This window comes from Micromonospora avicenniae (genome assembly GCF_900156065.1).
Lineage (GTDB): Bacteria > Actinomycetota > Actinomycetes > Mycobacteriales > Micromonosporaceae > Micromonospora > Micromonospora avicenniae.
In genome coordinates this window covers 57,591-84,252 of the sequence record NZ_FTNF01000021.1, presented here as the reverse complement: position 1 = coordinate 84,252, position 26,662 = coordinate 57,591, and the positions used below count along the sequence as shown (strand labels likewise).

The 26,662-nt window shown below is 68.8% G+C and carries 16 protein-coding genes; 5 read left to right on the top strand and 11 right to left on the bottom strand.

Translation table 11 applies throughout. From position 1 onward, the window contains the following. Nucleotides 1–131: 131 nt before the first annotated feature. The gene (locus BXA10_RS24765; protein WP_084753234.1) at nt 132–4,406 is read right to left on the bottom strand and encodes a carboxypeptidase regulatory-like domain-containing protein; all 4,275 of its coding nucleotides are present in this window, start codon (nt 4,404–4,406) and stop codon (nt 132–134) included. A gap of 184 nt (nt 4,407–4,590) precedes the next feature. On the opposite strand from BXA10_RS24765, the gene BXA10_RS24760 reads away from it, so the two are divergent. Both BXA10_RS24760 and BXA10_RS24755 read left to right on the top strand, forming a co-directional pair. Further along, nucleotides 4,591–5,580: a hypothetical protein gene (locus BXA10_RS24760; protein WP_084753232.1), complete on the top strand. Its 990-nt coding sequence runs from the start codon at nt 4,591–4,593 to the stop codon at nt 5,578–5,580. Nucleotides 5,581–5,722: 142 nt separating this feature from the next. Then, the gene (locus BXA10_RS24755; protein WP_076473236.1) at nt 5,723–9,082 is read left to right on the top strand and encodes a S8 family serine peptidase; all 3,360 of its coding nucleotides are present in this window, start codon (nt 5,723–5,725) and stop codon (nt 9,080–9,082) included. 164 nt (nt 9,083–9,246) lie between these two features. Here BXA10_RS24755 and BXA10_RS24750 read toward each other — a convergent pair whose 3' ends face one another. The 7 genes from BXA10_RS24750 to BXA10_RS24715 all read right to left on the bottom strand — a co-directional run bounded on the left by BXA10_RS24750 (nt 9,247) and on the right by BXA10_RS24715 (nt 18,932). Beyond that, entirely contained in the window at nt 9,247–9,993 is a 747-nt protein-coding gene (locus BXA10_RS24750; RefSeq protein ID WP_076473250.1) for an SDR family oxidoreductase, read from the bottom strand. 447 nt (nt 9,994–10,440) lie between these two features. Beyond that, nucleotides 10,441–13,590 carry a WD40/YVTN/BNR-like repeat-containing protein gene (locus BXA10_RS24745; RefSeq protein ID WP_076473235.1) on the bottom strand — a complete coding sequence of 1,050 codons (3,150 nt, stop codon included), beginning with the start codon at nt 13,588–13,590 and terminating at the stop codon, nt 10,441–10,443. Nucleotides 13,591–13,764: 174 nt separating this feature from the next. Further along, nucleotides 13,765–14,565: a WD40/YVTN/BNR-like repeat-containing protein gene (locus tag BXA10_RS24740; RefSeq protein WP_076473234.1), complete on the bottom strand. Its 801-nt coding sequence runs from the start codon at nt 14,563–14,565 to the stop codon at nt 13,765–13,767. Continuing rightward, complete coding sequence (locus tag BXA10_RS24735; RefSeq protein WP_175649299.1) at nt 14,523–16,121, bottom strand: WD40/YVTN/BNR-like repeat-containing protein; 1,599 nt, start codon at nt 16,119–16,121, stop codon at nt 14,523–14,525. Before BXA10_RS24735 ends, BXA10_RS24740 begins: the two co-directional genes overlap by 43 nt. 541 nt (nt 16,122–16,662) lie before the next feature. Then, nucleotides 16,663–16,956: a hypothetical protein gene (locus BXA10_RS24730; protein WP_076473232.1), complete on the bottom strand. Its 294-nt coding sequence runs from the start codon at nt 16,954–16,956 to the stop codon at nt 16,663–16,665. Nucleotides 16,957–18,120: 1,164 nt separating this feature from the next. Next, nucleotides 18,121–18,486: an enolase C-terminal domain-like protein gene (locus tag BXA10_RS24720; protein ID WP_084753228.1), complete on the bottom strand. Its 366-nt coding sequence runs from the start codon at nt 18,484–18,486 to the stop codon at nt 18,121–18,123. Nucleotides 18,487–18,542: 56 nt separating this feature from the next. Further along, nucleotides 18,543–18,932, bottom strand: a complete 390-nt coding sequence (locus BXA10_RS24715; RefSeq protein WP_076473230.1) for a RidA family protein — start codon at nt 18,930–18,932, stop codon at nt 18,543–18,545. Nucleotides 18,933–19,003: 71 nt separating this feature from the next. On the opposite strand from BXA10_RS24715, the gene BXA10_RS24710 reads away from it, so the two are divergent. Beyond that, on the top strand, nt 19,004–19,909 hold the full coding sequence (locus BXA10_RS24710) for a LysR family transcriptional regulator (RefSeq protein ID WP_076473229.1): 906 nt from the start codon (nt 19,004–19,006) through the stop codon (nt 19,907–19,909). Between the two features lie 36 nt (nt 19,910–19,945). Here the strand turns inward: BXA10_RS24710 and BXA10_RS24705 are convergent, their stop codons facing one another. Together BXA10_RS24705 and BXA10_RS24700 are read right to left on the bottom strand one after the other, a co-directional pair. After that, the gene (locus tag BXA10_RS24705) at nt 19,946–20,476 is read right to left on the bottom strand and encodes an NADPH-dependent FMN reductase (protein ID WP_076473228.1); all 531 of its coding nucleotides are present in this window, start codon (nt 20,474–20,476) and stop codon (nt 19,946–19,948) included. 58 nt (nt 20,477–20,534) lie between these two features. Continuing rightward, nucleotides 20,535–21,242: a TetR/AcrR family transcriptional regulator gene (locus tag BXA10_RS24700; RefSeq protein WP_084753226.1), complete on the bottom strand. Its 708-nt coding sequence runs from the start codon at nt 21,240–21,242 to the stop codon at nt 20,535–20,537. 69 nt (nt 21,243–21,311) lie between these two features. Here BXA10_RS24700 and BXA10_RS24695 point away from each other — a divergent pair, with 69 nt between their 5' ends. Both BXA10_RS24695 and BXA10_RS24690 read left to right on the top strand, forming a co-directional pair. Further along, nucleotides 21,312–22,076 (top strand): SDR family oxidoreductase, encoded by a 765-nt coding sequence (locus BXA10_RS24695; protein ID WP_076473227.1) that lies wholly within the window; start codon nt 21,312–21,314, stop codon nt 22,074–22,076. 540 nt (nt 22,077–22,616) lie between these two features. Next, entirely contained in the window at nt 22,617–24,020 is a 1,404-nt protein-coding gene (locus BXA10_RS24690; protein WP_076473226.1) for a DM9 repeat-containing protein, read from the top strand. Nucleotides 24,021–24,167: 147 nt separating this feature from the next. Here BXA10_RS24690 and BXA10_RS24685 read toward each other — a convergent pair whose 3' ends face one another. Continuing rightward, nucleotides 24,168–26,579: a glycoside hydrolase family 28 protein gene (locus tag BXA10_RS24685; protein WP_076473225.1), complete on the bottom strand. Its 2,412-nt coding sequence runs from the start codon at nt 26,577–26,579 to the stop codon at nt 24,168–24,170. Nucleotides 26,580–26,662 lie beyond the last annotated feature (83 nt).

Below are 26,662 nucleotides of genomic sequence, written 5' to 3'. Positions count from 1 at the left end.
GGGCACGTGCGGGAAAGAAATGTTGTTGGGCTCGGCGCAAGCCACCTGCCTGTTGCCCGGTATCAGACACCCAACGGGTACGGGCCGGTCGACGCCGAAGCGCCGACCGGCCCGTGCCCGTGCGGTGAGGCTCAGCAGCGATCCGGCTGCAGGACCACGTCCGTGCTGACCGTGCTACCGGAGCGCACCTCGACCCGCTTCGTCAGGTCGCTGAATCCGTCCTTCGAGTAGACCAGCGTCACCGGGCTGTCCCGCTTGTCGACCCAGACCGACCAGTTCCCGGCCTCGTCGGTCCACAGCGTGGTGGTGGAGTGTTTCGTCCTCACCGTGACCATGGCGCGCGACAGCGGTGCGACGGAACCGGTGCAGTCGGCGCCACTGACCGTGCCGCTCACCCGGCCCCACCTCTTCGGCGGGTCGACGTGCATGGTGACCTGGACCGGTGCGGGCTGCACCGGACCGTCGACCCGGACCGCCAGCGCGGCCAGGTAGTCGCCCGGCTGATCCACCGTCGACGCGTTGCCGGCGTTCAGCTTGAGCGTCACGGTCCTGCTCTGCCCGGGCTTGAGCGTGAAGGCACTGTCGCTCTCGGAGAGCCACGGTACGTCGCCGGTCGGCCCGCAGATGTCGTATCCGGGCAGCTCCTGGGCGGTGGCGGTGGCCTCGAAGTACTGCCGTGCCCCGCCAACCCGGTACACGCCGCACGCGGCGGCGCCACGGTAGAACGGCGTGGGCGCGTTCGGCAGGGCGTGCCACTCCCCGGCCACCGGATCGTACGCGTGCCCCTCGTTGGTGACCGACGACGTCGGGCCCGTGCCGCCGGCGACGCCGCCGCTGAGCAGCAGTTGCCCGTTGGCGACCGTCGACGCCGCGCCCCACCAGCCGGTGGGCAGGTCTGCGGCGCGGGTCCACGCGTCCGTGCGCGGGTCGTACGAGTAGGTGGCAGCCGACCCGTCGCCGGTCGTGAGGTCCACACCTCCGGCGCAGATGACCTGCCCGGCCAGTCCGCCGCAGGACATGAACGCCCCGCTCGCCGGGTAGTCGGCCCGGCTGCTCCACCGGTCGCGTGCGGGGTCGTAGGCGAAGACGGTCGTGGTGGCGGGCATGCAGTCACCGACGGTGCAGCCGGACACCACGTACAGCTGGCCGTCGAGCACGGCACCGCCGGCGGCGCCGCGCGGGGCGGGCATCGGTGCGCCGCGCGTCCACGCTCCGGTGGCCGGGTCGTAGATCTGCACGTCAGTGACCGCGTCCAGCGGGCCCCAGCCGCCGGCGACGACGAGCCGGCCGGAGAGGAACGCCGCCACCGGTCGCTGTACGGGCACCGGCAGGTTCGGCAGCGGGGACCACAGCAGCCGGACCGGGTCGTAGACGTACGCCCTCGCGGTGGGTCCGTACCCGTCGGACGTGCCACCGACGACGTAGACCTTGCCGTCGTCTCCGCGGGCCATCGCGTGGTCCATGATCGGGCCGCCCGGATAGTCGGTCATCGGCGCCCACGCCGGAGCGTCGGACGCCGTCGTGGCGCCCATCGCCGGCGGGGAGGTGACGGTCGGCGGGGAGGTGACGCGCTGCCCGCCGGCGGCGCGCCGGACCGCGGTGGCGCCGCCCGGGACCCGCCGCGCCGGCACCGCGGTTGCGGCGGCGACCCGTGCGCCGGCGGGGACGAAGCCGCCGGGCTGCTCCACGAGCGAGACGTGTGCCTTGGCCGAACCGGAGTTGGTGACGGTGAACGATGCCTGCCCGCTCTCGCCGAGCCGCACGTCACGCGTCACGGTCGACCGGTCGACGGTGAGCGCCGCTGCGGCCAGCGAGAAGTCGGCTCGGGTGACCGTGTCGGCCGCGACGTGCACCGATCGGGTGAGGCTGACCCGGTTACGCGCCGACACGGTGAACTTCTGGTCGCCCACGTCCTGCCCGAACAGGGCGAAATAGCCGTCGCCGAGGTTGTCGTCGTCGGGCGTGGCCACCGAGGTGGCCTGCGAATCCGGGTGGGCGACCGAGGTCACGGTGGCCCCGTCGACGCCGTCGCCGGTGTTCGCGTCGAGGACCCGTCCGGCGATGATCCCGCCGGCCACCGGGTCACAGGTTCGCCTGCCGACGTACACGTCGTCGAGTTCCCAGTAGCGGGCGAACTGTCCCGCGTAGTGGAACTGCACCAGCACCCCGCTGCGGTGCGCGGCCTGCGGGATCGGCAGGGCCAGGGGTCCGTTGATGATGGCCAGCGCGTCCTGCTTCCAGATCGTCGACCAGGTGGCACCGCCGTCGATCGAGACGCGTACGTCGGCCGACTGGGTCGGCAGGTAGCCGACGAAGCGGGTACGCAGCCCGACGACGGGGTGGTCGACGTCCGTGAGGTCGACCGGCGGCGTGGTGAGCGTGGTGTCCTTGCGGTCCTGGAACTGGGTGTCGATGAGGGCGAAGTTCCCGCTGCCCGTCGTCTCGTTGGTGCGCGGGATCACCGTGCCCCGGTTGAACTCCCACCCGCCGTTCTCGGTCGCGTTGTCGACCCGCCAGCCGGTCGGCACGCCGGTGGAGTCGAACGGTTCGGCGGGCAGGCCGGCGTAGTTGTGGTGGTAGCCGGCGGCCCCGCAGATCTCGTCGTCCACCGGCACCGCGAAGTCCCGGCCGACATCTGTGGCGTCGACGGTGATCTGCGCGTCGGTGGTGCGGTACCCGGCCGGATCGGCCCGCACGCTCAGGGTCAGGGCGGACTCCACGGGCACCCGCATCTGGTAGCGGCCGGTGAACGGATCGGTGCGCACGGCCGGCAGTGGGGTGCCGGGCGCGGAGACCGTGGCGTACAGCGGCCAGCCGTGCCCGGAACCGTCCTTCACCGTGCCGGCGAGGGTGACCTGGGGCTTGGCGTGCAGCGCGAGATCCACCGTGGCGGTCTGCCCGTCGGTGACCTCGACGTCACGGGTCACGCCGGCGTAGCCGAACGCGGCGACCGCCACGGTGAACGTGCCGACGGATTCCGTGACGTCGTACCGGCCGGCGGCGTCGGTGGTGGCGGTGACGCTGCGGCCGCCGCCGCTCACCGTGACTGTGGCGTTCGCGATCGGCGCGTGGCTGGTCGCGTCGGTCACCGTGCCCGCGAGATGGCCGTGCGGACCGGGTGCCCGGAACGCGGCGACACCGTTCGGCGTTCCGAGGCCCGTCGGGCCGTCGAATCCCTCACCGGCGGTGCACAGGTACGCCGCCGCCGGGTCGCAGTTGCCGTTGCGGCCCGTCGTGATGTCGTTGAGGCTGCCGGCGGACGCGGCGTAGGGGTACCAGTTCGGTGTGTCGCCGGCCGGCGTCCGACCGGCGAGGGCGTACACGCCGGCGATGATCGGGGCGGACAGGCTCGTGCCGCCGGCCTGCGCCCAGCCGTAGCCGCCGAACGTCTGGTAGACCGCCAGACCGTTGAGCGGATCGGCGAGGGCGGACACGTCGGCGACGGTACGGCCGGGGCATCCGGGGTCGGCCTGGAAGTAGGGCTTCGGCTCGACAGTGGAGCATCCGCTGCCCGGTGCGCCGGAGTAGTTGTCCCACACCTGCTCGGTCCAGCCGCGGCTGGTGCTGTCATCGCGGGTGAGTCTGGTACCGCCGACGGCCGTCACGTGCGGTGACGAGGCAGGGAACGACATGCCGTACCCGTAGTCGCCGGAGGCGGCCACGATCGCCACGCCCGGGTGCTGGTAGTGCTTGCCGTAGGTGGAGCTCACGTCGGGGTGTTCCGGGCCGCCGTACGAGTTCGACACCACCTGCGCGCCGCTGGCGACCGCCTGGTCGACGGCCTGGCCCAGGTCTGCGACCGAGTTGGTGTCGGCCTCCACCAGTAGGAGGTGACAGCGCGGGCACACCGCCGACACGGTGTCGAGGTCGAGCGAGATCTCCCCGGCCCACGATTCGTCGGGGATGGGGTAGTCGTGGCCGCCGCGCTGGTCGATCTTCTTGAAGCAGCCGTTGTCGGTGGTGCACGGGGGCAGGCCCCAGTGCGCCCGATAGACGGCGAGGTCCGCCTCGGCCGTCGGGTTGTCGAAGGCGGCCACGACCGCGACGGTGATGCCGTCACCCCCCGCGGCCGGCAGGTTGTACGCGGAGACGAGGTCGGCGGGCCCGTACCCGTAGACCGGATCGTCGGCGCTGGCCTGCCGGGACGGCGCCGACGGTTGCGTGGGGGCTGTCGGCGGGATGCGGCGGATCGAATTGCACTGTGCGTACCCCACCTGCGCGGGTCCGCTGCACACTCGCTCGACCCGCCACTCGCCGGACGGTCCGGAACCGGTCGCGGTGGTGGCGAGATCTGTGGATGTCGTGGTCAGCGCGGCCGCGTGGGCCACGCCCGTAGCACCTTGGGCGACCAGTGTGCAGACGGCCACGGCGGCCACCGCGAGCGCGCGTAACAAACGACGCGACATGATTGCTCCTCCTCAATCGTGCCGGCACCGAACGTCACGGTCGTCATGCGTCGCCGCGAGGGGATCCCACATGCTCTCCATGCACCTTGATCACCGGCGGCGAGACATTAACAGCGTGGTGGCGCGCAACGGTGCCCGATTCGGCCAGGTGCCTGTTCCGGACGCACGGGCCTATGCTCGCGCTGTGCTGGACAACGGGGAGCGGGGAGCATGGGACCTGGTCGGGCTGTCCGACCTGGACCAACAGGTGTACCGGCGGCTCCTGCTCGACCCGAGGGCGGACGCCGATTCGCACGCCGACGCGCTGCGGTGTTCCACCGCGCAGGTACGCGCCGCGCTGGACCGTCTGGCCTCGTTGGGCCTGATCCGCCACGACACCGAGATCGACGGCCGGTACCAGGCCGTGGACCCGCTCGCCGGCTTGGCCGCGTTGGTGCGGGATCGCCGACATGCCCTGGACCGGCTCGAGGCCGCGTCGTACGAGTTGTCCCGGGTCTTCGCCGCCGGACTGATGCGCACCGAACCACGACGGCTCTTCGAGGTGGTCGAGGGACGCACGGCGACCGCGAGCCGCATCCACGACCTGCTCGGCTCGGCGAGGACGGAGGTGGTCGGGATCGACACCCCGCCGTACGTCGCGCCGAACAGCACCCCCATCAGCGACGCCGAACTCGGTCTGCTGCAACGAGGCGTCCGCTTCCGCTCGCTCTACGCCAGCCAGGTCCTCGACGAACCGGCGTTGGTCGCCCGCATCCAGTGGATGGTCGACAACGGCGAGGAAGCCCGGACACTGCCGCAGGTGCCCATGAAGCTGCTGGTGGTCGACCGGGAGACCGCCGTGGTGCTACTCGCCGGCGAAGAGACCGCGCCGGAAACCCTCTCGGTCGTCGCGGCCCGGTCGGCGCTGACCGACGGTCTCCAGGCCATCTTCGAGCAACTGTGGTCGCACGCCAGCCCCATCCGGTTCGGATCGGGCCGCCAGGACGCGCGCGACGCCGACACGAGCAAGCTCATCGACCTGCTCAACGCGGGAATGAAGGACGAGTCGATCGCCCGTCACCTCAGGGTGAGCCCGCGGACGGTCCGGCGCCGGATCGCCGCTCTGCTCGACGACCTCGACGCCACCGGCCGGTTCCAGGCCGGGGTCCGTGCGGTCCGGCGCGGCCTGCTCTGACCCGGCCCGGCATGGCCGGTTGACGAGATCATCATCAATGATCAAGATCGTGACTGCTCGATGGTCGCCGGACAGGCATTCGGACACCATCGAGGCCCACCGTCCAATCCGGACGGTAAGACGATCTCGAGGAGTGCGGCGTATGCGTCGACGAAGGTTACCGAGCCTGTTACTGGGCACCCTGCTGGTGGGCGTCGCCGCGGTCGCCGTGACGGCCACCGGCGCCCCCACGGCAGACGCGGCTCCGGCCGGCACGCCACCGACGGCGTCCCCGACCGGAGCCGCCACGACGATCACCCTGATCACCGGGGACCGGGTCATCACCGACGGTCGCGGCGGGACGGCCGTCGAGCGCGGGCCCGGACGCGCCGGTACCGACTTCGTGAGCCAGACGATCGGCGGCCACCAGTACGTCATCCCGGCCGACGCGTTGCCGCTGCTCCAGGACGGCCGGCTCGACCGGCGGCTGTTCGACCTGACGACGCTGGCCGAGTTCGGCTACGACGACCGGTCCGGTGAACTCCCGTTGCTCGTGTCGTACCCCGGTTCAGGCACGAAGAAGGCGGCCGCCGCGCGTACGGCTTCGACCGTCGCCGGTGCCCGCGTGGTGCGCGACCTGTCCAGCATCGGCGCCCTCGCGGTCCGCGCGGACCGTGCCGGCCGCGCGAGGCTGTGGCAGTCGCTGACAGGCGGTACGGCGACCGCCCGCACGCTGTCCACCGGGGTCGACCGGGTCTGGCTGGACGGCAAGCGCACGATCGACCTGGACGTGAGCGTGCCGCAGATCGGGGCGCCCGTAGCCTGGCAGGCGGGCCTGGACGGGACCGGCACGACAGTCGCGGTCCTGGACACCGGAGTCGACGCCACCCATCCCGACCTGGCCGGGCAGATCGTCGGCATGCAGAACTTCACCAGCACGCCCAGCACGGACGACACGGTGGGGCACGGCACCCACGTCGCGTCGACGATCGCGGGCACCGGCGCCGCCTCGGGCGGCCGGTACAGGGGTGTGGCACCGGGGGCCAAGCTGCTCATCGGCAAGATCTGCGGCGACAGATCCTGCACGGAGTCCGACGTCCTGGCGGGCATGGCGTGGGCGGCACCGCAGGCCCAGATCGTCAACATGAGCCTCGGTGGTGGCGACACCGCCGGCATCGACCCGCTCGAGCAGGCGGTCAACGACCTCACCGCCCAGTACGGCACCCTGTTCGTGATCGCCGCCGGCAACGAGGCTGCCTCTCCCGTCGGCTCGCCGGCCAGCGCGGACGCCGCCCTCGCCGTCGCCGCGGTCGACAGCACCGATCAACTCGCCTCCTTCTCGAGCCGGGGCCTGCGCGTCGGTGACCACGCGGTCAAGCCCGACATCGCGGCGCCGGGCGTGAACATCGTGGCGGCCAAGGCCGTGCACGGCGCCGGCGGCACCCCGGCGCCGGTGGCCGGTTACACCACGATGTCCGGGACCTCGATGGCGACGCCGCATGTCGCGGGCGCCGCCGCGATCCTCACCCAGGAACACCCCGGCTGGTCGGCGCAGCAGCGCAAGACCGCCCTGATGGCGGCGGCCAAGCCCACCGCGGGGGTGACCGTGCTCGGGCAGGGCGCAGGTCGGGTCGACGTGGCGCGGGCGATCAGCCAGACGGTGGCCACCCAGGAGGGCAGCGTCAGCTTCGGCCGCCAGCCCTGGCCGCACACCGACGACGCGCCCATCGTGAAGACCGTCACCTACCGCAACGACGGCCCGGACCCGGTGACGCTGTCGCTGAGCGTGCAGACCGCGGCGGGCGTACCGGCGGGCGCCTTCACCACGGGCGCCACCAGCCTGACCGTGCCCGCGGGCGGCACCGCTTCGACCACGCTCACCGCCGACACGGCCGTCGACGGTCCGGACGGCTACTGGACCGGCTACCTGTCCGCCACCGCGGCCGGCGGCGTACAGGTGCAGACGCCGTTCGCCGTCGACCGGGAGGGCGAGGGCTACGACGTGACCCTCGTGCACACCGGACGCAACGGTGCTGCGGCGACCACCCGCTACACCTCGATCGTCAACCTGGACACCTACGAGGTCATCTACGAGTGGACCACCAACCCCACGCCGGTGCTGCATCTGCCCAGCGGACGGTACGGGTTGTACACCTGGATCAACGGCCCGGACACCGACCCGACGCGCTACTCCTCGACCATGCTCGTGCAGCCCGCGTTCGTCGTCGACCGCCCCCTGACGATCCAACTCGACGCCCGACTGGCCAAACCGATCTCGGTCACCGTGCCGAAGGCCGACGCGGTGCCGACGCTGATCGCGATCAACGCGACCTGGTACGCGGGCCCCGGCAAGGGCGCCGTCGCGCTCAGCACGCCGGCCGCCTTCGCCGGGAACTACGTCGGTCAGATCGGGTCGGATGAGCCCGCCCCGGAGTTCAAGAGCTCGATCGGGGTGTCGTTCGCCGCCTTGACCGGCGGCACCGTGCGCAACAGTCCGTACGTGTACGACCTGGTGTGGTTCGACCGGGGCGGCATGTTCGACGGTCTCACCAAGGCACCGCAACCGGCCGACCTGGCCACCATCGAGTCGACGTACGCCAGCACCGGAATGCCCGGAGAGGACGGCGTGGAAGCCAACGGCGGCCGGCTCGCGCCAAGCGACACCTACTGGACCGTGTACGTCCCGTTCGAGCTGCCGTTCCGCCGCACCGAATACGTCAACACCGACGGTGGGGTGGGATGGAGTTCCACGTTCATGCACCGGTCGATCCCGGCGGGGAGCACCTACCCGGTGACGATGTACCAGTCGAACGAGCCGTGGCAGACGTACCTCGGCGGGCGCACGTACCGGCAGTCGTGGAACCAGGCGGTATTCGGCCCGTCGTCGACCAGCCCGACCGGGCCGGCCGACTGGCTGACCCGCACCGGCGACGTGATCCAGGCCGGAGTGCCGATGTTCGCCGACGGCACCGGTCGACCGGGCAACTCGAACGTCGCCGCCACCCGCGTCGCCCTCTACCGCGGCGACACGCTGCTCGGCTCCGTCGACAAGCCGGTCGGGCAGTTCACGGTGCCGGCCGAGCCGGCGACCTACCGGCTGGAGGCATCGGCGACCCGGGCCGAGCCGAGCACGTTGTCGACCAGCGTGTCAGGCGTATGGACGTTCCGGTCCGGGCACGTGGCGGAGGAGACGCCGCAGCGGTTGCCGCTGTCCACTGTGCGGCTCAGCCCGCGGCTGGACGAGCTGAACGAGGCGCCGGCGGGCCGGCGCTTCGACATCCCGTTGACGGTGGAGCGGCAGCCGGGCTCATCGGCCGGGCGTACGAAGCGGGTGTCCGTGGAGGTGTCGTACGACGACGGGCAGACCTGGCGGCGGGCGGTCGTCACGGGCTCAGGTGACCACCGTGTCGCGAAGGTGAGCCATCCGAACGCCGCCGGGTTCGTGTCGCTGCGGGTGCAGGCGGATGACGCCGCCGGGAACACGGTCGCCCAGACCGTGATCCGGGCGTACGCCATCTCCTGATCCCGGGGCACGTGCGGAGGGGGTGGCGGGCGACGGCCCGCCACCCCCTCCAGGCCGACATCCAACTCGTACAGATCGAGACCCGCACTCCGACACGAAGCCCGCTTGCGATGACGACCATCGGATCGGCTCGTTCGACCACGACCTGAGCTGGACCAGTTCGGTCAGATGGCCAGCCCGGCGCCCCCGGACACGACGATCTCCTGCCCGGTGATGTAAGCGGCGTCGTCCGAAGCCAGGAAAGCGACAGTCCCGGCGATGTCTTCTGGCGTTGCGAGGCGGCCGAACGGATTGTGCTCGGCCATCGCCGTCATCGTCCCCGCGACGTCATCGGTTGCCGTCCGGATCGAGGCTCTCGTCATCGGAGTGTCGGTCATTCCGGGGCTGACCGCGTTGATACGAATCCCGCGCGGTGCGAGCTCGAGCGCAAGTGTCGGGATCATGGCCAGCACCGCGCCGTGTGACCCGGCCGCGACGCTGCTGCCGGTGAGGCTGCGCGTTGCTCCGATACCCACGGTCACAATTACCGAAGCGCCGTCGGCAAGCAGCGGCAAGGCCTTGACCAGGGTGAAGAACACCCCTTTCGTGTTGACGGCGAACACCTCGTCGTAGCCCGATTCATCCCAATTCTCCAACGTCATCGGACGGTTGACGCCGGCGTTCAGGAACAGCGTGGTCAGACTCCCGAACTGTCGTCCAACTTCGGACACGAGCTTGTCGATGTCCGATGGCGAACGCGCGTCAGATTGCAAAACCAGGACATCGTCGGGCAATTCCTGGCGCGCGCGAGCCACACTCTCCTGACGTTGTCCGGTGACGGCAACGCGGTAGCCGCGCTCGTGCAGAGTCCGCGCGGCCGCCTTCCCGATTCCGCTGGTGCCGCCCGTGATCAGGGCCGTACGTTCCGACATCATACTCACTTCATCGTCATTGTTGGCTGGACTGGACGGGCCAATGGCAACGCGCCGCCGGCATGGCGGCCTGGCTGATCTGGTCAGAGTTGAGGCTCCTACTGGACTATACCGTCCAAGCTTGGCCAACTCCGGGTGCCGACCTGCGTCCGGGCAGTGGGCCGCCTCACCCAGTCCCCGCCCACAACAAGTCACCAACGGAGCCGAGTTCCTCCGGGACCTCCCGCTCGCACGCCCCGCAGCGAAGATTCGTCAGGTTCTAGCGTCCTGCCCGGAATTTGCCAAACATCCCTTGCATGTCTGGTCTAGTACAGGCACGCGACCGGCGCTGTCAGAAGCAGGGCCGATGGCTCCGTCATCTCTGCGCCGAGGGCAGGATCGTCGTGCAGTGCCAGAGGAGTCTCGGCCCGACCGAGACTCCTCTGGCATCTCTTGCTGACGGGGGTATCAGGCCGCGCAGGTGATCGGCTGGAGACCCTTCGAATGGAGTACCTGGTTGAAGGCGGGCACGTCGGTCGTAACGATCTCGCCGAGCCGGTCGAGCTGCTTTTGAAGTTGGCCGGACAGCTCCGCCAGGACCTCATAGCTCTGGTCCGTCGGCGGACTCTGCGTACTCTCGATGACGCCGCGTAGCCCGGCGATCTTGTTGTTCAGCTTGATGGGAAAGTTGAGTGGGTCTTGTCCGCTGCGCAAGCGGGTCTGGTACAGCTCGTTCTCTACCACGGAAAGGGCGTCCTGGAGGCTGCGCCCGGCGACTGTGACAGCGTCGTCGCCCGCCCGCTCGATCCGGTCGGCAATCTGGCCAGAGCAATCACGAATCGCGATGACGCCGTTGTTCGCGTCGCTGGTGCGGTCAACGGCTTCCTTCGCCAGTTTGAACTGTGCGACCAGGTCGGCGTCGCTGACCTGGGTGAGCCGCGAGTCCCGCAGGATCTCGAAACTTTGGTCCAGCGACTGCCCGTTCACAGTGAGCCGGACACCGTGCGTGCCCACTGGCGCCTGTGCCCCGGTCGAGTTCGCCGACCAGTAGATGAGACCGGGGAAGCTCGTCGAATTGGGATACCGCAGGTTCCAGTTCTGGGTCCGGGTGCCCGCAGTGGTCGGCAGATTGACGGTCTGGATCACCTCTCCCTGCGCGTCGAGGAACGACATCGTGGCCGACTCGACCGGTTGTTTGATCGTGTAGCTGACGGTGGCGTTACTGCTGACCCCGCGGACCGGGTTGTTCGGGTCCTTGAGGATCGCCAGGTCGTTCTCCTGATCCGGAGCGGTGTTCGTCGGTGGGATCACCGCAGGTGGCGGGCTCACCGACGGCAGCGGCGTCACCGGTGGCACGGTTTGCTTGAAGTCGGCGATGTCGCCCGGCGTCGTCTGCCGGGTCAGCCGACGCAGCAGTGTGGCGCCGTCGTCAAGCACCCAGAAGCTGCGGCCGTGGGTGGCGATCACCAGGTCGCCGTTCTTCACCGTGAGGTCGGTCACGGGAATGTCCGGCAGGTTGAGCGACAGGGGCTGCCAGTTGTCCCCGTCATCGAACGACACGTACACGCCGTGCTCGGCCGCTGCGTACAGCAGCCCCTTGCGCTCGGGGTCCTCCCGCACCGCGTAGATCCAGTCGTCGTCGGCGATGCCGTTCGTGATCTTCTCCCAGGAGGCCCCCCAGGAATGCGTCCGGAAGATGTACGGCCGGAAGTCGTCCAGCCGGTACCGGTGGGCGGACACGTACGCCGTATCGGTGTTGTGGTGCCCGGCGTCGATCATGCTGACGGTGCTGTACTTCTCCAGTCCTGGCGGCGTGACGTTGCGCCACGCCTGCGGCCGCGGCCCGGGGTCACCGCCCTGCCGGGTGACGTGCACCAGACCATCGTCCGAGCCGGTCCAGATCACGTTGGGGTCACGGGTGGACGGCGCGATCGAGAACACCGTCGCGAAGTACTCGACGCTGGTCTGGTCCTTGGTGATCGGGCCGCCGGAGTCACCGAGGGTCTCCGGGTCGGCGTAGGTGAGGTCCGGGCTGATCCGCTGCCAGCCCTGCCCGCCGTTGGTGCTCTTGTAGACGTACTGGGATCCGACGAACAGCGCGTCCGGCTCCGCCGGGTTCGTCACGATCGGGTACGTCCACTGGAACCGCTCCTTGATGTCCTTGGCCGGCGAGCCCATGGGGTTGTCCGGCCAGACGTCGATGCGGCGCGAGCCGATCCCGCTCAGGCCGCTGCGGTCGAGGCGGGTGAGGTTACCGCCGTAGTTGCCGGCGTAGAAGACGTTGGAGTCCCGGGGATCCACCGCGACGTAGCTGCTCTCGCCGCCGCCCACGGTGAAATTGTCGGCTCCTCCGGTGCTGGACACGCAGACGGTCGACCGGTCCTGCTGCGCGCCGCAGACCAGGTAGGGGTCGTTGTTCGTCGTCGCGACGTGGTACATCTGGGCCGTCTGGTAGTCCTGGGCAGTCCAGTTGGCGCCGCCGTTGGTCGAGACGTTCGCGCCGCCGTCGTTGGCCTCGATCATCCTGCTGTTGTTGTGCGGGTCGATCCACAGGTCGTGGTTGTCGCCGTGCGGCGTGGAGATCGTTTGCCAGGACGCCCCGGCGTTGTCGGAGCGGTAGAAGGAGGTGTTGAGGACGTAGACCCGGTCACGGTTCACCGGGTCGGCGTAGACGCGGGTGTAGTAGAACGCCCGTTGGCGTAGGTTCGCGCTGTCGTCGACCAGTTGCCAGGTGGCACCGGCGTCGTCGGACCGGAACAGCCCGCCGTTGGCCGCTTCGACAATGGCGTAGACCCGGTTGGAGTCGGCACCGGATACGCTGACCCCGATCTTGCCGAGTGGACCGTCCGGGAGGCCCGGGCTGTTGGTCAACTCGGTCCAGGTGCTGCCGCCGTCGGTGGACTTGAACAGGCCACTCGAGTCCCCGCCGCTGTTGAGCAGCCACGGCTTGCGGTAGGCGTGCCACAGCGCGGCGTACATCACCTGCGGGTTTGACGGGTCGATCGACAGGTCCACCGCGCCCGTAAGGTCGTCGCGGTAGAGGGTCCGCTGCCAGGTCTCGCCACCATCACTGGAGCGGAACACGCCGCGCTCGGTGTTGGGGCCGAAGCCGTGGCCGAGCGCGGCGACGAACACCCGGTCACAGTTGGTGGGATCTACCCGGACGCGGCCGATCATCTGGGTGTCGGAGAGGCCCATGTGCTTCCACGTCGCGCCGCCGTCGGTGCTCTTGTAGACACCGTCACCGGGCAGAACATCGCCGCGGAACTCGACCTCGCCCATCCCGATGTAAACGATGTCGGGATTGGTGGGGCATACCTCGATCGCGCCGACCGAGGCACTCGTGATCTGGCCGTCGGTGACCGAAGACCAGTTCGCGCCACCGTCGATGGTCTTCCACAAGCCACCGCCCGTGGCGCCGAAGTAGTACTCGTTCGGGCGTGCGGTGCTGCCCGCCACGGCAATCGATCGGCCGCCCGTGGTCGGGCCGATGTTGCGCCACTGCAGCGACTCGTAGAGGCCAGGGTCGACGAGTTTACTACCCGACGCGGCGGCCGGGCCGGTCGTGGCAGTTCCGAGCCCGGTGACGGCCAGCAGTAGCGCGAGGAACGCGCCCATGGCTCGCCGTGACCACCCGGGCCGCAGTCTTCCGTCGGCGCGTATTGGTGCGGATGGTTTTTCCGCTCGCTGATGTACGTGTCCGGTCATACTCAATCCCTTTGGATTTGATACGGATGTCGAGGGCGTTGCGCTGGTCGGGTGACCGCCGCCGGGTGGTCGCACGTCCGAACGTCAGTCGTTTCGATCGAGATGCAACTTCCACATGCTGCGCCCGTAGGTCGCCGCGTAGAGCGTGTTGGTCGACGCCTGGTATTCGAGGTCGTTGACCGGAACCCGGGGCAGGCCCTGCCCGAGGCCGTACCACCGGACGTCCGGGTTCTGGCTGTTCGCCTTGGCCACGTTCGCGGTGAAGACGCCGAGGTCGGTGGCGACGATGATCCGGTTGCGGTTGAGCGGGTCGATGACGATGTCCTGGACGGGTGCCATCGACAGGTTGCCGCTGATGTCGACCCAGTTGGCACCGCCGTCCGTGGTTCGCAGGACATGGGCGTCGTTGTCGGCGTTTCGCAGCCCGGAGTACGTCACGTACGCCACGTTCGCGTCCCTCGGGTCGACGGCCACCCGGGTGACCCAACGATCCGGCAGGTCAGGGTCGGTGAAGCGGGTCCAGGTCTGGCCGAGGTCCTTGCTCCCCCACAACCAGCCGTCGTCGGTGCCGGCGTAGATGACGTTCGGGTTCGACGGCGCCGCGGCCACCGTGGTGATCGTGCCGAACGGGTACGACGGGTCGGTGCCCGACTCGGGGTTGCTGAGGCTCGGGCTGATCGCCGACCAGGTCCCTGTCTGCGCCCGGTTGGTCGAGCGGTTGAGGATGTTACCGCCGTAGTAGACGACCGCCGGGTCAGTCGGGTCCAGCTGGACGGGCGTCTGCCAGTTGCGGCGTTGCGAGACGGTCTGGTTGGTGAAGCTCGAGCTGTTGTTCCCCGCGTTCACCGAGCGCGAGCAGTTGCCGAACTGGGAGCACGCGTACACGAAGTTGTGGTCACTCGGGTCGATGAGCGTGTAGAGACCGTCGCCGCATCCGCCGTACGACCCCCAGTCCCCGGTGACGACGCCGGCCGAGTTCCACGAGCGGAGGCAGCCGTTGTCCTGGGCGCCCCCAAGGCCTCGGTCCAGGTTCCGCTGGCACCATTTCCGGTCGACCAGTAGAAGCCGCCGTCGTTGCCCTCATAGGCTCGGTTCGGCGTTGTCGGGTCCCAGGCCATCGCGTGGTGGTCGGCGTGGAGGTTGCCGACGTTGGCCCAGGTGGACCCGCCGTTCTGGGACAGCCGCAGGCTGACGCCGGCGATGAACAGCCGGTCAGGGTCAGCCGGGTCGACCCAGGTCTTCGACGTCCACACCGTGTCGCCGCCCGGGTTGGCGTTCGTCATCGTGCGGAACGTCGCCCCGCCGTCGTCGGATCGGTAGAACCCACGGAAGCCGCGTTGCGTCTGTCCCCCACCGTTTGCGGTCTGGTTCCAGTTGCCGGTCGTGATGTAGACGCGGTTCGGATCACTCGGCGCGATCGCGACCGCCATCCGGGCCTGTGCTGTCGTTGTCTGGTTGTCAGTCGACGCGAACCCGATCGTGTCGCCGGGGGTGAACGATGTGATGCGGTCGTTTTCCAACCGGGTCCAGGTGGCGCCGCCATCGGTGGTCAGATAAATGCCGGTGCCTGGCCCGGTGTAGCAGCGGCACATCGACTCACGGTGGTGGTCCCACATCGGCACGAAGAGCTTGTCCGGGTTCGTCGGATCCATGGCGATGTCACTGGCGCCCGTGAAGTCGTTGAGGCCTTCCAGGACTCGGCTCCAGGTCGCGCCGTAGTCCGTCGACTTGTACAGCCCACGCACACCGCCGGGCGCAAACAGCGAACCGCCGGCGGCGGCGTACACGACGTTGGGGTTCTGCGGGTTGAAGCGGATCGCGCCGATGGTGCTGGACCCCTGCAGCCCGATGCGGGTCCAGGTGGCTCCGTGGTCGGTCGACCGGTAGAGCCCGTCGCCGCCGTAGCTCAGGCTACCGCCGCCGGGGTTGACCTCGCCTGTCCCCACCCAGACGTCGCCGTTCGGCGCGACTGTCACCGCGCCAATCGAGTGCGGGAAGTCGTCTGGCCACGCGTTGGTCATGTTGACGCCGGCGTCGTCACTGCGCCAGACACCCGCCGTGGACACGCCGACATAGACGCGGCCAGGCTGCGTCGGGTCGGGCGCGATGTCGGTCACCCGACCGCCGACGTTCGACGGCCCGACGAGGGACCAGTTCGGGTCGGCGAGCCCGTGCAGCTCCGGTGGAATCGCCGCGGCCTGCTGCGCGGCCAGTTCGAGGTCGCCGGTCGTGATGACGTCGCCCGGTGCTTGCCGGGAGTCGAGATAGACATCGCGCAGCTCCGACTCGTCCTCCTCTTCCTCCTCGTCCTCGCAGTTCGTGCCGAAGTCCGGATCGTCGGCGTCGCACGCGACGATGTTGTTCGGGTCGTCCGCATCGGCTGCGGCGGCCAACGTGGACGGTGCTGCGGCTCCGACGGCGGCCAGCACAACAGCCGCCACGAGCCCAGCGATCCTTTGTCTCATTTTCCTCACCCCGCTCGTCCGTCTCGGAAGTGCACCTCACCGGACCCCGCGCAGTTCCCCGTCGAGGGCCGGTGGCCCAGCAGAGGCTGGGCTTGGTGGGACATCGACCGCATTGATCGGCTGCCGAAAGGCCCATTGATCAAGCAGAATGAAACGTTACGCTCGCGGTGTTTACATCGTCGTCATTCGATTTCCTGAGGCGCTCGAAAGTTCGACCGACGACATCGGCTGTTCGGCCGATGGACCTTCGCCCGCATAGCCGACTCGTCAGCCCGCGACAGTGGACGGCGATGTGGCGTGACCGCGCGGTCACCCCTGCCTGGCGTGGCGGAGGCCGATATCGGTCGTGGCGCGCAAGCACCGTCAGCGGGGCGCGAGCGTTTTCGGCGGCGACGACGGCGAAAGGGTGCGGCGGCGCCGATGGAAGCGGGGCTGCGGATCCGTTGGCTGTGCTCGACTCCGAAGAACGGCACCCCCGGAGCGGCCGCCGCTCGCTCCGGGGGTGCCGCTGCGTTCGCTAATCGTCGGCGTTCAGATCGTCGTGCTGAGGACCGACCACCGACAACGCACGGGAAGCTGCCTCAACTCGCGGCACGGCGCTCTGCGGAAGGTGTCGATAACTGGCGACGACGACGACATCGGCTCGGCCGTGGACCATCATCCCCTGCACCTCCCGCCAGCGGGTCTGGTCCTGGTCGTCACGTACCAGACCGACGAGCTGGTAGTCGTGCCTGCTGCACCAGTTCAAGCAGATGCGCTCCCAGCGCCGTATATCCGGCCCCTCGGGGAGGTAGATGACTGCTTTAAGCATGTCGATCTCCTGATCGTCTTGTCGGAACTGACGGTGATCAGGAGCGCGGCGCGGTGGTGGGGGCGCACGTTGGACCGAGCGACCGTCGGCCCGCTCGTTTCTTGACCGGGTGGCCCGTCCGCAGCTTCCAGGACCGGGCACGGCGTAGTCGAGGACGGCGCTCGGCCGAATGTGAGCGGCGAGATCGCTTCCGGTCGCCGCGGTTGCGACGGCGACGGTGACGACCTGTCGCGCCGAGGACTGGCGAGACACTGAGGTTTGACAGATTCGCCGAGAGAATCCGGTGACGCGGTGTGACTTCGAACGGTCCCCAAGTCGAGCACGGGACATGCGCCGCCACGCCTGCGCAGCAGACATTCCCTCGGCCGCCGGCACCGCGAGCGGAGCCCAGCCCGAGCCGCCAGTGGACGAGGCTGACAGTACCGCGACCGGCGCTACGAGGAGCTTCGCTCGCTGGTCCTCGTGGCGGCGATGCGCCCCTGTTGCCCGCGACCTGACGACCTTCGGCGGCTTGGGCGCCTTGTTCTTCAGCGGCTTGCGCTTCGGTACCGCGGTACTCGTCGCCCTGATGGGTACCTCGTCCAGGTTCACGCCCAGGCCCTTGCCTGCCTGGCCGCCGTGCCCCCAGTGACCCCGTGCGTCGGCGCGGCCGTCACCCCCGGTGCGACCCACGGCTACTCGTGAAGGATCCGCATGCGCTGCCTCGGCATTGAGCAGCAGCCACAAGCCACACCCAGCGACAACGGACAGGACCAGGAGGGCAAGCCGTGTCATCCCGACAGCCCGTCCCGGCCGGCGCGGTCCATGCGAGGGCAGAATCTCCGCAAGCACGACTCGGCCGGACGACCAGTCTCTGTCAATAGATCCCTCCACGAGCCATCCAGAGACAGACCAGTTTGATGGGGCGGGGTTGGAGAGTGCAGAAATCCATCATTTTGATTGGCGTCCGGGTTCCCGCACCCCGTTACGTCGTGTGCTGCAGATCACATTCTGCGCGTTCGCAAATGTTTCATTACGCGCACAACTGCCGTGTCGAGCCGGCGACCAGCTCGGCATGAGCACAGTTCACCATCCAGCGCTGACGACAGGGTGGCCAAGTTGGACCAGGTGATGTCGGTCAATTTGAACGCGTCACCGGCCGCCGCACCGTGAGGGTCACGCGACCTACTCGTCCAAGGGGACGACGCTGGTCACCCCCAGGCCCGCAGTCTCAGGCAGCACGACCGTCGCGCCTTCGTAGCGCATCCCCCCGGTCACGGCGTCACGCTCAAGCCACCAGACCGCGTCCAGGTCGCTGACCATGCTGGTGCCGTACGCCGCGACGAGGCTGGCGGCCGCTCCGGTACCGATCTCGGTCTCCAGCATGGATCCGACCATGGTGCCCATCTGTTGGGCTTCGGCGAGTTCCAGCAGGGTGCGGGCGGGCCGGAGTCCACCGAATTTGGCCAATTTGACGTTCACCATGTCGGCCGCGCGGCGGCGGATCACCTCGACCAGATCGGCGACGCCGAAGACCGTCTCGTCGGCCATCCACAGACCGTGCCGACGGTGACGGTGCCGCGGTGGACGTAGCGCTCCTGTCGTACCTATGCCGCGGCCCGCCGCGCGTACACCTCTATCTCGATTTTCATCCGGGGGTCGGCGAGGCCGCACACGAGCATCGTGGCGGCCGGCCGGACGTCGCCGAAGTAGCGGCGCAGGACCGGCCAGCAGGACTCGAAGTCATCGCGGTCGGGCAGCAGGTAGCGCACCCGCACCACATCCGCGAAAGTGCACCCCGCCTCGGCGAGCGCGGCCTCGATGTTGTGCAGGCACTGCTCGGCCTGCTCCACCACGCTGTCGGAGATCGTCATGGTGGGGTAGTCGAAGCCGGTCGTCCCGGACACATGCACCCAGTCGCCGTCCACCACGGCACGGGCGTAGCCGATCTGCCCCTCGAAGGTCGAGCCGCTGAGGATCGCACGTCGCTCTGTCATGTGCGAACGCTAGGTGGCAGCCGGGAATACGTCCAATAGAGCCTGCGGCATGACGTGATATCTCTAGGCGTATGGCGCGCCCCGAACTTCCCCTCGCGCAGCTGCACGCGTTCGTCGTGCTCGCCGAGGAACTTCACTTCGGTCACGCGGCCGCTCACCTGGGCATCGCCCAGCCGCCGCTGAGCCAGCAGATCCGCCGGCTGGAAGACAAGGTCGGCCACGCGTTGTTCAGCCGCGAACCAGGACGCGTCACGCTCACCCCGGCAGGACGCGAACTGCTGCCCGCGGCGCGGCGGGCGCTCACCGATCTTGCGGACGGTCTGGCCGCGGCCCGCGCCGTTGGCAGCGGCCAAGCCGGACGCCTACGGATCGGCTTTGCCGCCTCCCTCGCCCTGACCATCCTGCCCGACCTGCTGCGCACCTTCGGGCAGCGGTTCCCCGGCGTGCACCTGGACATCCGAGAAATGACCACCGCACCGCAGATCACCGCCCTGCACGACAAGGCCATCGACATCGGCCTGCTGCGCGAACCGCCCGCCGGCGAGGTGGAACTCGGATTCAGGACGGTACTCAGCGAGCCTTTCGTGGCCGTGCTGCCGGCCACCCACCCGCTGGCCGCCGGGACCGTACAGCTCGCGCAGTTGGCGGACTCACCCTTCGTGCTGCTGCCCCGTGCGGCCGGTCCACAGCTATACGACCAGATCACTGGCCTGTGCACCGCAGCAGGCTTCACGCCGCACATAGTTCAGCACGCGGTGGAGTGGCAGACTGTGTGCGCGCTCGTGGGGGCTGGTCTGGGCGTCTCGCTTGCCCCGGCGAGCATCCGACGCATCCGGCTCAAAGGCGTCGCATTCCGCAGGGTCGAGCCCGGCACCGCCCGCACGCGAGTCGCCGTCGCCTGGCGCAAGAACGATCAGAACGCTCTGGTCAAACACCTGCTGGCGACCGTCAGCCCAAATCCGCCGGACAGGCCGTAGGCCTCTTCGGGTTGCCGCCGCCACCACGCGGCGCTCTCAGTTGCCGTCGATCGCCTGGGTGAAGCGCGTCAGCATGTCTCGCAGCGCGGCGGTTACCTGCGGGTCGACGATGATTCCGTCCGTGGTCACCGCATCGCGCGTGACGGGGATACGCGCGCACGCCGACGTCAGCAGGTTCGCGTCGACGTAGCCGAGCACGGTCTCCAGTGTTTCGCGGGCTCCCTCACCACGCCCGGGAGCTGCCACCGAGAGCCAGGCGACCGGCTTGCCGTTGAGTTCTCCGCTCCCGATCAGCCACTCGAGGAGGTTCTTGAGGCTGCCCGGGATGCTGCCGGCGTACTCGGGGGTGCAGAACAGCAGGGCGTCCGCGTCCTCGACCGTGCGGCGCAGCTCCGTGACAGCGACCGGCGGTTCCTGGTCGCCGGGGACGAACGCGGGGAGGGCGACGAGTCCGTCGTACAGAGTGGTGGTGACGTCATCGGAAACGAGCGAGGCGACCGTACGCAGGGCTGCGGTGTTGGTCGACCCCGCGCGGGTGCTGCCGGAGATCAACAGAAGGTGCGTCATGAAGGGACCGTACGGCAGGCCAGCTCACGATCCACCGGATAGCCACCTGCGGTGAGTGCTATCGCACGCATCGCGGGTCACCTGGATCCGCTCCGGCGAGCCTGGTGGGGCTACCCGCCGGTTGCGGTCGGCCGGAGTCGCGGCGGGTGTCGACGATGTCATCGCCGAAGGCGGCAGCGAGCGCCTTCGCGATCAGGTCCGGTAGTTCGGCCCGTCCGTCGTCCTCGGCCCACCGCGTCAGTGCCGTGTGCAGAACGGCCAGGCATGCGCTGGCCGCCGCCTGGGCGTGGAACGTCGTTTCGGGATCGGTGGCGTCGTCCTCGATGGCGGTGACGATGGCCTGCTGAAGGGCGTAGTGGTTGTCCAGGTGCTTGGCCCGCAAGGCCGGCGTGGAAATCATGAGCCGAAGGCGGGCGAGGAGGAACCGCCCGTCCGCTGTCAGGTCGTTTCCGTGGCGGCCGCTGGTCAGTGCCGTGGCCGAGTCGATGAGCGCGCTGCCGATGCGGCGGACCAGGGGCTGCGCGGCGGGCGTCGCGGCGATGCACTCGGCGACGAGCTGGCCGTGCTGGTCGATGAGGACGAGATCCTCTTTCGTGGGGAAGTGCCGATACACGGTCATGGGAGACACGCCTGCGGCTTCGGCGACGTCGGTGACGGTCGTGGCGTCGTAGCCGCGCTCGGTGAACAGACGTACAGCGTGCGCCTGGATCACGCGTTGCGTCTCGGCTCGCCGTTGCGCTCTCAGGGTTGAGTGCTGATCGGGCATGTGGTAGACACTACCGCACTGGTAGTTACTATCGTCTTGGTAGTGACTCGCATCGTGAGGTTGGTTGGCATGAATGAGCTGACTGGCAAAACGGCTCTCGTGACTGGAGCGTCCCGTGGCATCGGGCGGGCGATCGCAGCCCGGCTGGCGACAGAAGGGGCAATGGTCATCGTGCATTTCGGCACGGACAAGGACGGTGCGACAGCGACGGTCGACGAGATCGAACGGGCCGGTGGAACCGCGCTCGTCGTCAGGGCTGAGCTGGGCGTGGATCACGACGTCGACACGCTCCTCGCCGGAGCCGAGGCCGGCCTGGCCGGTCGGCCACTCGACATCCTGGTCAACAACGCGGCGGCTACGCCCGCCGGCCCGCTCGGGGCCACAACGCGCACCGAGTTCGACCGCCTCTTCGCGGTGAACGTGCGCGCGCCGTACTTCATCATCCAGCGAGCATTGCCACTACTGCGCGACGGTGGCCGCATCATCACGCTCTCGTCCGTGGCAACCCGCATGGCCAACCCCACCCAGACGTCCTTCGCCATGACGAAAAGCGCGGTCGAGACGATGAGCAGGACCTTGGCCATCCAACTCGGTACCCGAGGAATCACGGTGAACGCGGTTGCTCCCGGCGCCACGCGGACGGCGACCAACGGATCTGCGTTCGAAGCGCCGGGCCTGGCCGAACTCATCGCTGGAATGACGGCACTCAACCGGCTGGGCGGGCCCGACGACATCGCCGACGTCGTCGCGTTCCTCGCCTCCGACGCTGCACGCTGGATCACCGGTCAGGTCATCGACGCAAGTGGTGGCCTGTTCCTCGGACCCCGCGCCTGACCGGAAAGGAGAAGGTCCGATACCGGAGCCGGACCGCGAAGAGGCCCACAACTCCGCGGCCAGGGCCGCTCAGACGCCACGAAGTGTGATTCGTCTGTAGCTGGTTCGCCGGCATGATTACTGGAGGCTGAGCCTCCTCTCGTCACGTACCAAGTGGCGCAAGTCTTCTCGTGCTTCCGCCACTCGGCAGGGCGGGCCGCATCATCACCGTGTTGGCAAAGGAGTCGCCGAGGCGGCCACGCCACCGAAGATCGGCGAGACCTTGGCGGAGCGGCTCGCAACCCATCTGGCGTGCGCCGCGCATGCGTTGATACCAGTAGTGTCGGCCGACTCCGACGTTCAGGAGCGCCACCGTGAACAGTGACCCGCCTCCCAGGCCGGAACCGGTGCGGGCGCCCGAACCTGTGCGGCTCCGGATCGCCAAGGCTCCGGCCCGACCTCCGCAGCCTGTTCCCAGGAAGTTCCGGATGTCGCCGTCACGGCCGCCCATTGGCCACCGGCGTTCACGAGTCCTGAAGCTGTTGATCTATCGTCTGCCGAATGGGTATCTCTGCCGACGCATATCGCTGGGAAACCGCACGCGGCGGCCAGATCCCGCCCGGCGCGGTACCGCACGGCTACGAGGCGGACGGCGAGCCGCTGTGGGCGTGCCGAGTCCGGATGCACGGCGGTGTGCACCCGGGCAAGGTCCGCCCGGGCTTCGGCGCGGCCCAGGCCACCTGGAACGGTAAAAAGGTCAGCGTCGACGAGTACGAGGTGCTGATGGACCGCGGCGTCTGGGGCATCTCGTCCGCCGGCGCGGTGCCCACGGACGCGCTGCCGGCGGGCCGGGAGGACGACGGTGAGCCGCTCTACGTCGCCCGCGCGGCGGTCGCGCCCGGCACACTGCACATCGGCAAGGTGCGGCCCGCGTTCGGCGCCGCCAACATCGGATACGGCGACGGCGAGCAAAACGTTCGTTCGTACGAGGTGCTGCTGCACCCGTCGTCGTCTCTGCCGCCAGAGTCCTCGGGGCGTGCCGGCATCCAGATGGGACCTACCTACGCCGATTTCGGCAGCGAGCCGCCCCGCACCGGAAACGTCGCGATCACGGGCACCGACCGGTCCTCGGCCGCGGACGACCATTTGGCCATCGGCGCCGGCGGGTCGGTCGAGCTGAAGTTCGACGTGCCCGACCCATCCGTCGTCCGCGAGGCCTGCGTCGCCCTCTTGGCGCTCGCGTCGATGCTCTCCCAGGCGCCTGGACACGCCCCGCTCACCGTTCGACTCAATGGCCGACCGTTGGCCGACCGGCTGCGGATCCCGAACGGCGGAGGACTCCCGCAACGACTGGTCTTCGCGGTTCCGGCCGAGGAGTTGGTGGCCGGCTGGAACACGTTGCGGATCGACAACGGTGACGACGCCCGGAGCATGCTGTGGCTGTACCGGGTGACCATCGACCCGATGCACGCACACGATCAGGCGCGGCTGGCACTCGAACGGCAGGCGATCGCCGAGCCGGTGCTGCGGTACGCGACCACCGTCGGTGAGGTCACCATCTTCATCGACCGCGGCGAGCAGGCCGTCCTCGACCAGGCAGCCTGGGCCGACGCGTCCGGCACCGAATACGCGATCACGTTCGAGAAGCAGCAGGCCGCCATCTACGGCTGGAGCCGGCAGCCGGGTGAGCGGCCGAGGGAGTTCCGCGGCCGGCTGATCGAGCGCAACTCCTTCGCCAAGGAGGCTCGACGCTTCTCCCAAGAGGAAGGCTGGAGCGGCGGGTGGCACCACGCCGCTGACCTGCTGGTCCTCGCGGTGGGTGTGCCCGACCGCCCGCTCACCAGGCTGACCTGGCGCGATGCCCGCGGCAACAACGGCACGATCGCCTTCGACGACGGCGGGTTCCTGGGGACCTACCAGCGCGTCGGGGAAGGCCCCATCGGCTACCGCGGCCGTCCCGCGTAGAGGTGATCCTGAGCCCGCAGGCCGGATCGGTGGTGGGGTCCCCCAGTTCGGATGAGAGCACTGCAGGCACCGCCCGGCGCTTGACCTTGGCCCATGGGCAAGCCCCACCGTGGTCCCTGCCGGCCACCGGGCCGGGCAATCCCCCTTCTAGGGCAGAGAGGATGTCAGCTGGTACACCGCCGTGTTCATGTCGATGCCGTTGTAGAAGTTCACCGCGACGTAGTGCCGATCCTGGTACCAGCTCTGGTCGTCGTCGAGAGTGATCGATCCCGTCGCGAAGCTGCCGTCGGCAGCGACAGCGGCCGGGATGGGCGTGCCACTGCGGTCGACGAACACCCGGACGGTCCCCTTTTCCATGAAGTCGGGATAGGCCGTCAGGTCGACTTTTCCGCGAAGGGTGAAGGTCCTCGCCGGCACCGCGGTGATGGTGTCCGGGGCAGCGATGCTCGCCGCTGTCAATCGCACGGTTTGACCCGAGTCAGTCACCGCCTCCGTCTGGTCCAGCAGGTTCAGCGGCGTCGTGTTGTAGACCGTGCGCTGCAGCGTTGCCGGGTCGATGTAGGAGACGTTCTCCACGACGAAGTTCTTGATGTTCTTGTTCCCTCGGAAGCCCGCATCGAGCGTGTTCGTCGTGTAGAAGTCCGAGTTCCGGTAGTAGACGTTCTCCACCGGTGACCGCGACGCCGCACTGGACATCTGGAAGGTCGTCCGACCTGGCGTCATGCTGGGCGCGGTGTCGACGTTGTCCAGGTAGATGTTCCGGATGGTCGGGTTGAACACGTCCGCGCCTGGGAACGGGACGGTCTCGGAGTAGTTGCCGTCGAACTGCACCATCCCCGAGATGCCGCTGCGCAACAGGCAGTCCCTCAGGTAGATGTTCTCGACGTAGCCGCCCCGGTTGGAGTTGGTCTTGATCTTCAACGCCAGCGACAGTCCGGGCCCACCGAACTCGTTGTCGTGGATGAAGACGTTGCGGACTCCCCCGGACATCTCGCTGCCCATCGAGACCGCCGCGGACCCGCCTCCGTCGTTGTTGTAGACCGAGTGCCGGATGATGATGTCCTCGCTGGGATTGCGGTGCCTCCTGCCGTTGACGTTACGCCCGGCCTTGATCGCCGCGCCGTCGTCGCTGACCGTGACGTGGTTGCCTTCCATCACCACTTGACTGCTCGACTCGGGGTCCACACCGTCGTCGTTGTTCCAACCGCCGGCCTCGAAGTCCTTGGTCTTGTCGCTGTAGATGTCGAGGTTGCGGATCAGGACGTTCTTCGAGCTGACCGGATGCACGACCCAGAACGGCGTGTTGCGGATCTTCACGTCCTCGATGAGGACGTTGCTGGACGCGTAGGTCTGGATGAGCGATGGCCGGAAGGTCGACTTGAGGGGCACCGCATCGGCAGGCGGCGCCACATTCCGCACCATGTCACCGTCGATCACGGGAATGGTCGCGGGCAGGTGCCCGTCGTCGGAGAAGATGCGCTTCTGGATCGGCACGTCGGCGTAGTTCATGGCGTTGAGGACGCCGTTGGTGCCGTACGGTGCGTTGGTGTCCTTGTTCTCCACCGAGGGCTCACCCCAGTAGCCCTTCTTCCAGGGACGCCAGTTCCACATGTCCTCCTGCCCGTCCAGCAGGCCGCCGCCGGTGACCGCGATGTCGGTCTGGTGCAGCGCGTAGACGAAGGGCGAGAAGCTGTAGAGGTCGCTGCCCTCGTAACTGGTCAACACGACCGGGTAGTACTCGTTCGTCTTGTTGCGGACGAACTTCACGGTGGCGCCGGTGTCGATGCGCAGGTTGATTCTGCTCAGCAGGGTGATGGCGCCGGAATAGTAGGCCCCGTCGGGGTTGCGCGAACCGCCGGCTGGGACGACGACGATGCCGCCGCCCGCCCGGTGGCAGTCGGTGATCGCCGCGGCGATGGCATCGGTGTAGTACCAGACCTGATGCGACGCGTAGACGAGCGGTGAGGACTTGACCGCCGGATCACCGGCCTCGTTGCCGACGGCATACCGCTCGGTGACCTGCCGGACCAGGTGCGCGTACCGGTGGTCGGTGATGTCGCAGCGGCGGTCCGGGAACACCGGAGTGCTCGCGTTGACGGTCCGATCGATCCCCTCGTACCGGGGATGGTTCCAGTAGACGCCGTCGCGCCGCTCGGCGTCCGGGTCATCGATGGCGAAGGTGTAGCTGCCCACGGAGTGGTCGTCCTCGGCGGTGACCCGCAGCCGGTCTCCGGCCTCGATGCGCTCGGCCCGCTTCTCCCTGCCGTCCGCATCGACGACCGTGAGCCGTTGCCGCGACCGGTCGGAGGCGACCAGCTGGCCCGTGACCGCCGGCACCCGGGCGCCGGCGCGCACGGTGATCGTGGACGTGCCGACGTTGGCGACGATGGGCGCGGAGCCCGGGCGGGCCACCACCACCGTGCCCGTCGAACGCACTTCGGGCCGGCCTCCGGGGGCCGTCGTGTCGTCCGGCCCGGCGGCGAGGCTCGTGCCCGATAGCCCGGCCGTCATGCCCGCGACCACGCCCAGGCACAGCAGAACCCGCGTACGACGCTTCACTCCTCGGCTCCCCTCATCGGGCCTGACCCTTCAGATCTCGCGGACGTCGCAGCGCACGGCGAGACGAGGGGCTTCCGGCCGCA

Excerpts from the sequence above, each read along its gene's own strand:
- BXA10_RS24730 (WP_076473232.1), bottom strand. The coding sequence starts at position 16,956 with ATGCTTAAAGCAGTCATCTACCTCCCCGAGGGGCCGGATATACGGCGC.
- BXA10_RS24765 (WP_084753234.1), bottom strand. The coding sequence starts at position 4,406 with ATGTCGCGTCGTTTGTTACGCGCGCTCGCGGTGGCCGCCGTGGCCGTC.
- BXA10_RS24750 (WP_076473250.1), bottom strand. The coding sequence starts at position 9,993 with ATGTCGGAACGTACGGCCCTGATCACGGGCGGCACCAGCGGAATCGGG.
- BXA10_RS24720 (WP_084753228.1), bottom strand. The coding sequence starts at position 18,486 with ATGGCCGACGAGACGGTCTTCGGCGTCGCCGATCTGGTCGAGGTGATC.
- BXA10_RS24705 (WP_076473228.1), bottom strand. The coding sequence starts at position 20,476 with ATGACGCACCTTCTGTTGATCTCCGGCAGCACCCGCGCGGGGTCGACC.
- BXA10_RS24700 (WP_084753226.1), bottom strand. The coding sequence starts at position 21,242 with ATGCCCGATCAGCACTCAACCCTGAGAGCGCAACGGCGAGCCGAGACG.
- BXA10_RS24715 (WP_076473230.1), bottom strand. The coding sequence starts at position 18,932 with ATGACAGAGCGACGTGCGATCCTCAGCGGCTCGACCTTCGAGGGGCAG.
- BXA10_RS24690 (WP_076473226.1), top strand. The coding sequence starts at position 22,617 with ATGGGTATCTCTGCCGACGCATATCGCTGGGAAACCGCACGCGGCGGC.
- BXA10_RS24695 (WP_076473227.1), top strand. The coding sequence starts at position 21,312 with ATGAATGAGCTGACTGGCAAAACGGCTCTCGTGACTGGAGCGTCCCGT.
- BXA10_RS24745 (WP_076473235.1), bottom strand. The coding sequence starts at position 13,590 with ATGGGCGCGTTCCTCGCGCTACTGCTGGCCGTCACCGGGCTCGGAACT.
- BXA10_RS24710 (WP_076473229.1), top strand. The coding sequence starts at position 19,004 with ATGGCGCGCCCCGAACTTCCCCTCGCGCAGCTGCACGCGTTCGTCGTG.
- BXA10_RS24755 (WP_076473236.1), top strand. The coding sequence starts at position 5,723 with ATGCGTCGACGAAGGTTACCGAGCCTGTTACTGGGCACCCTGCTGGTG.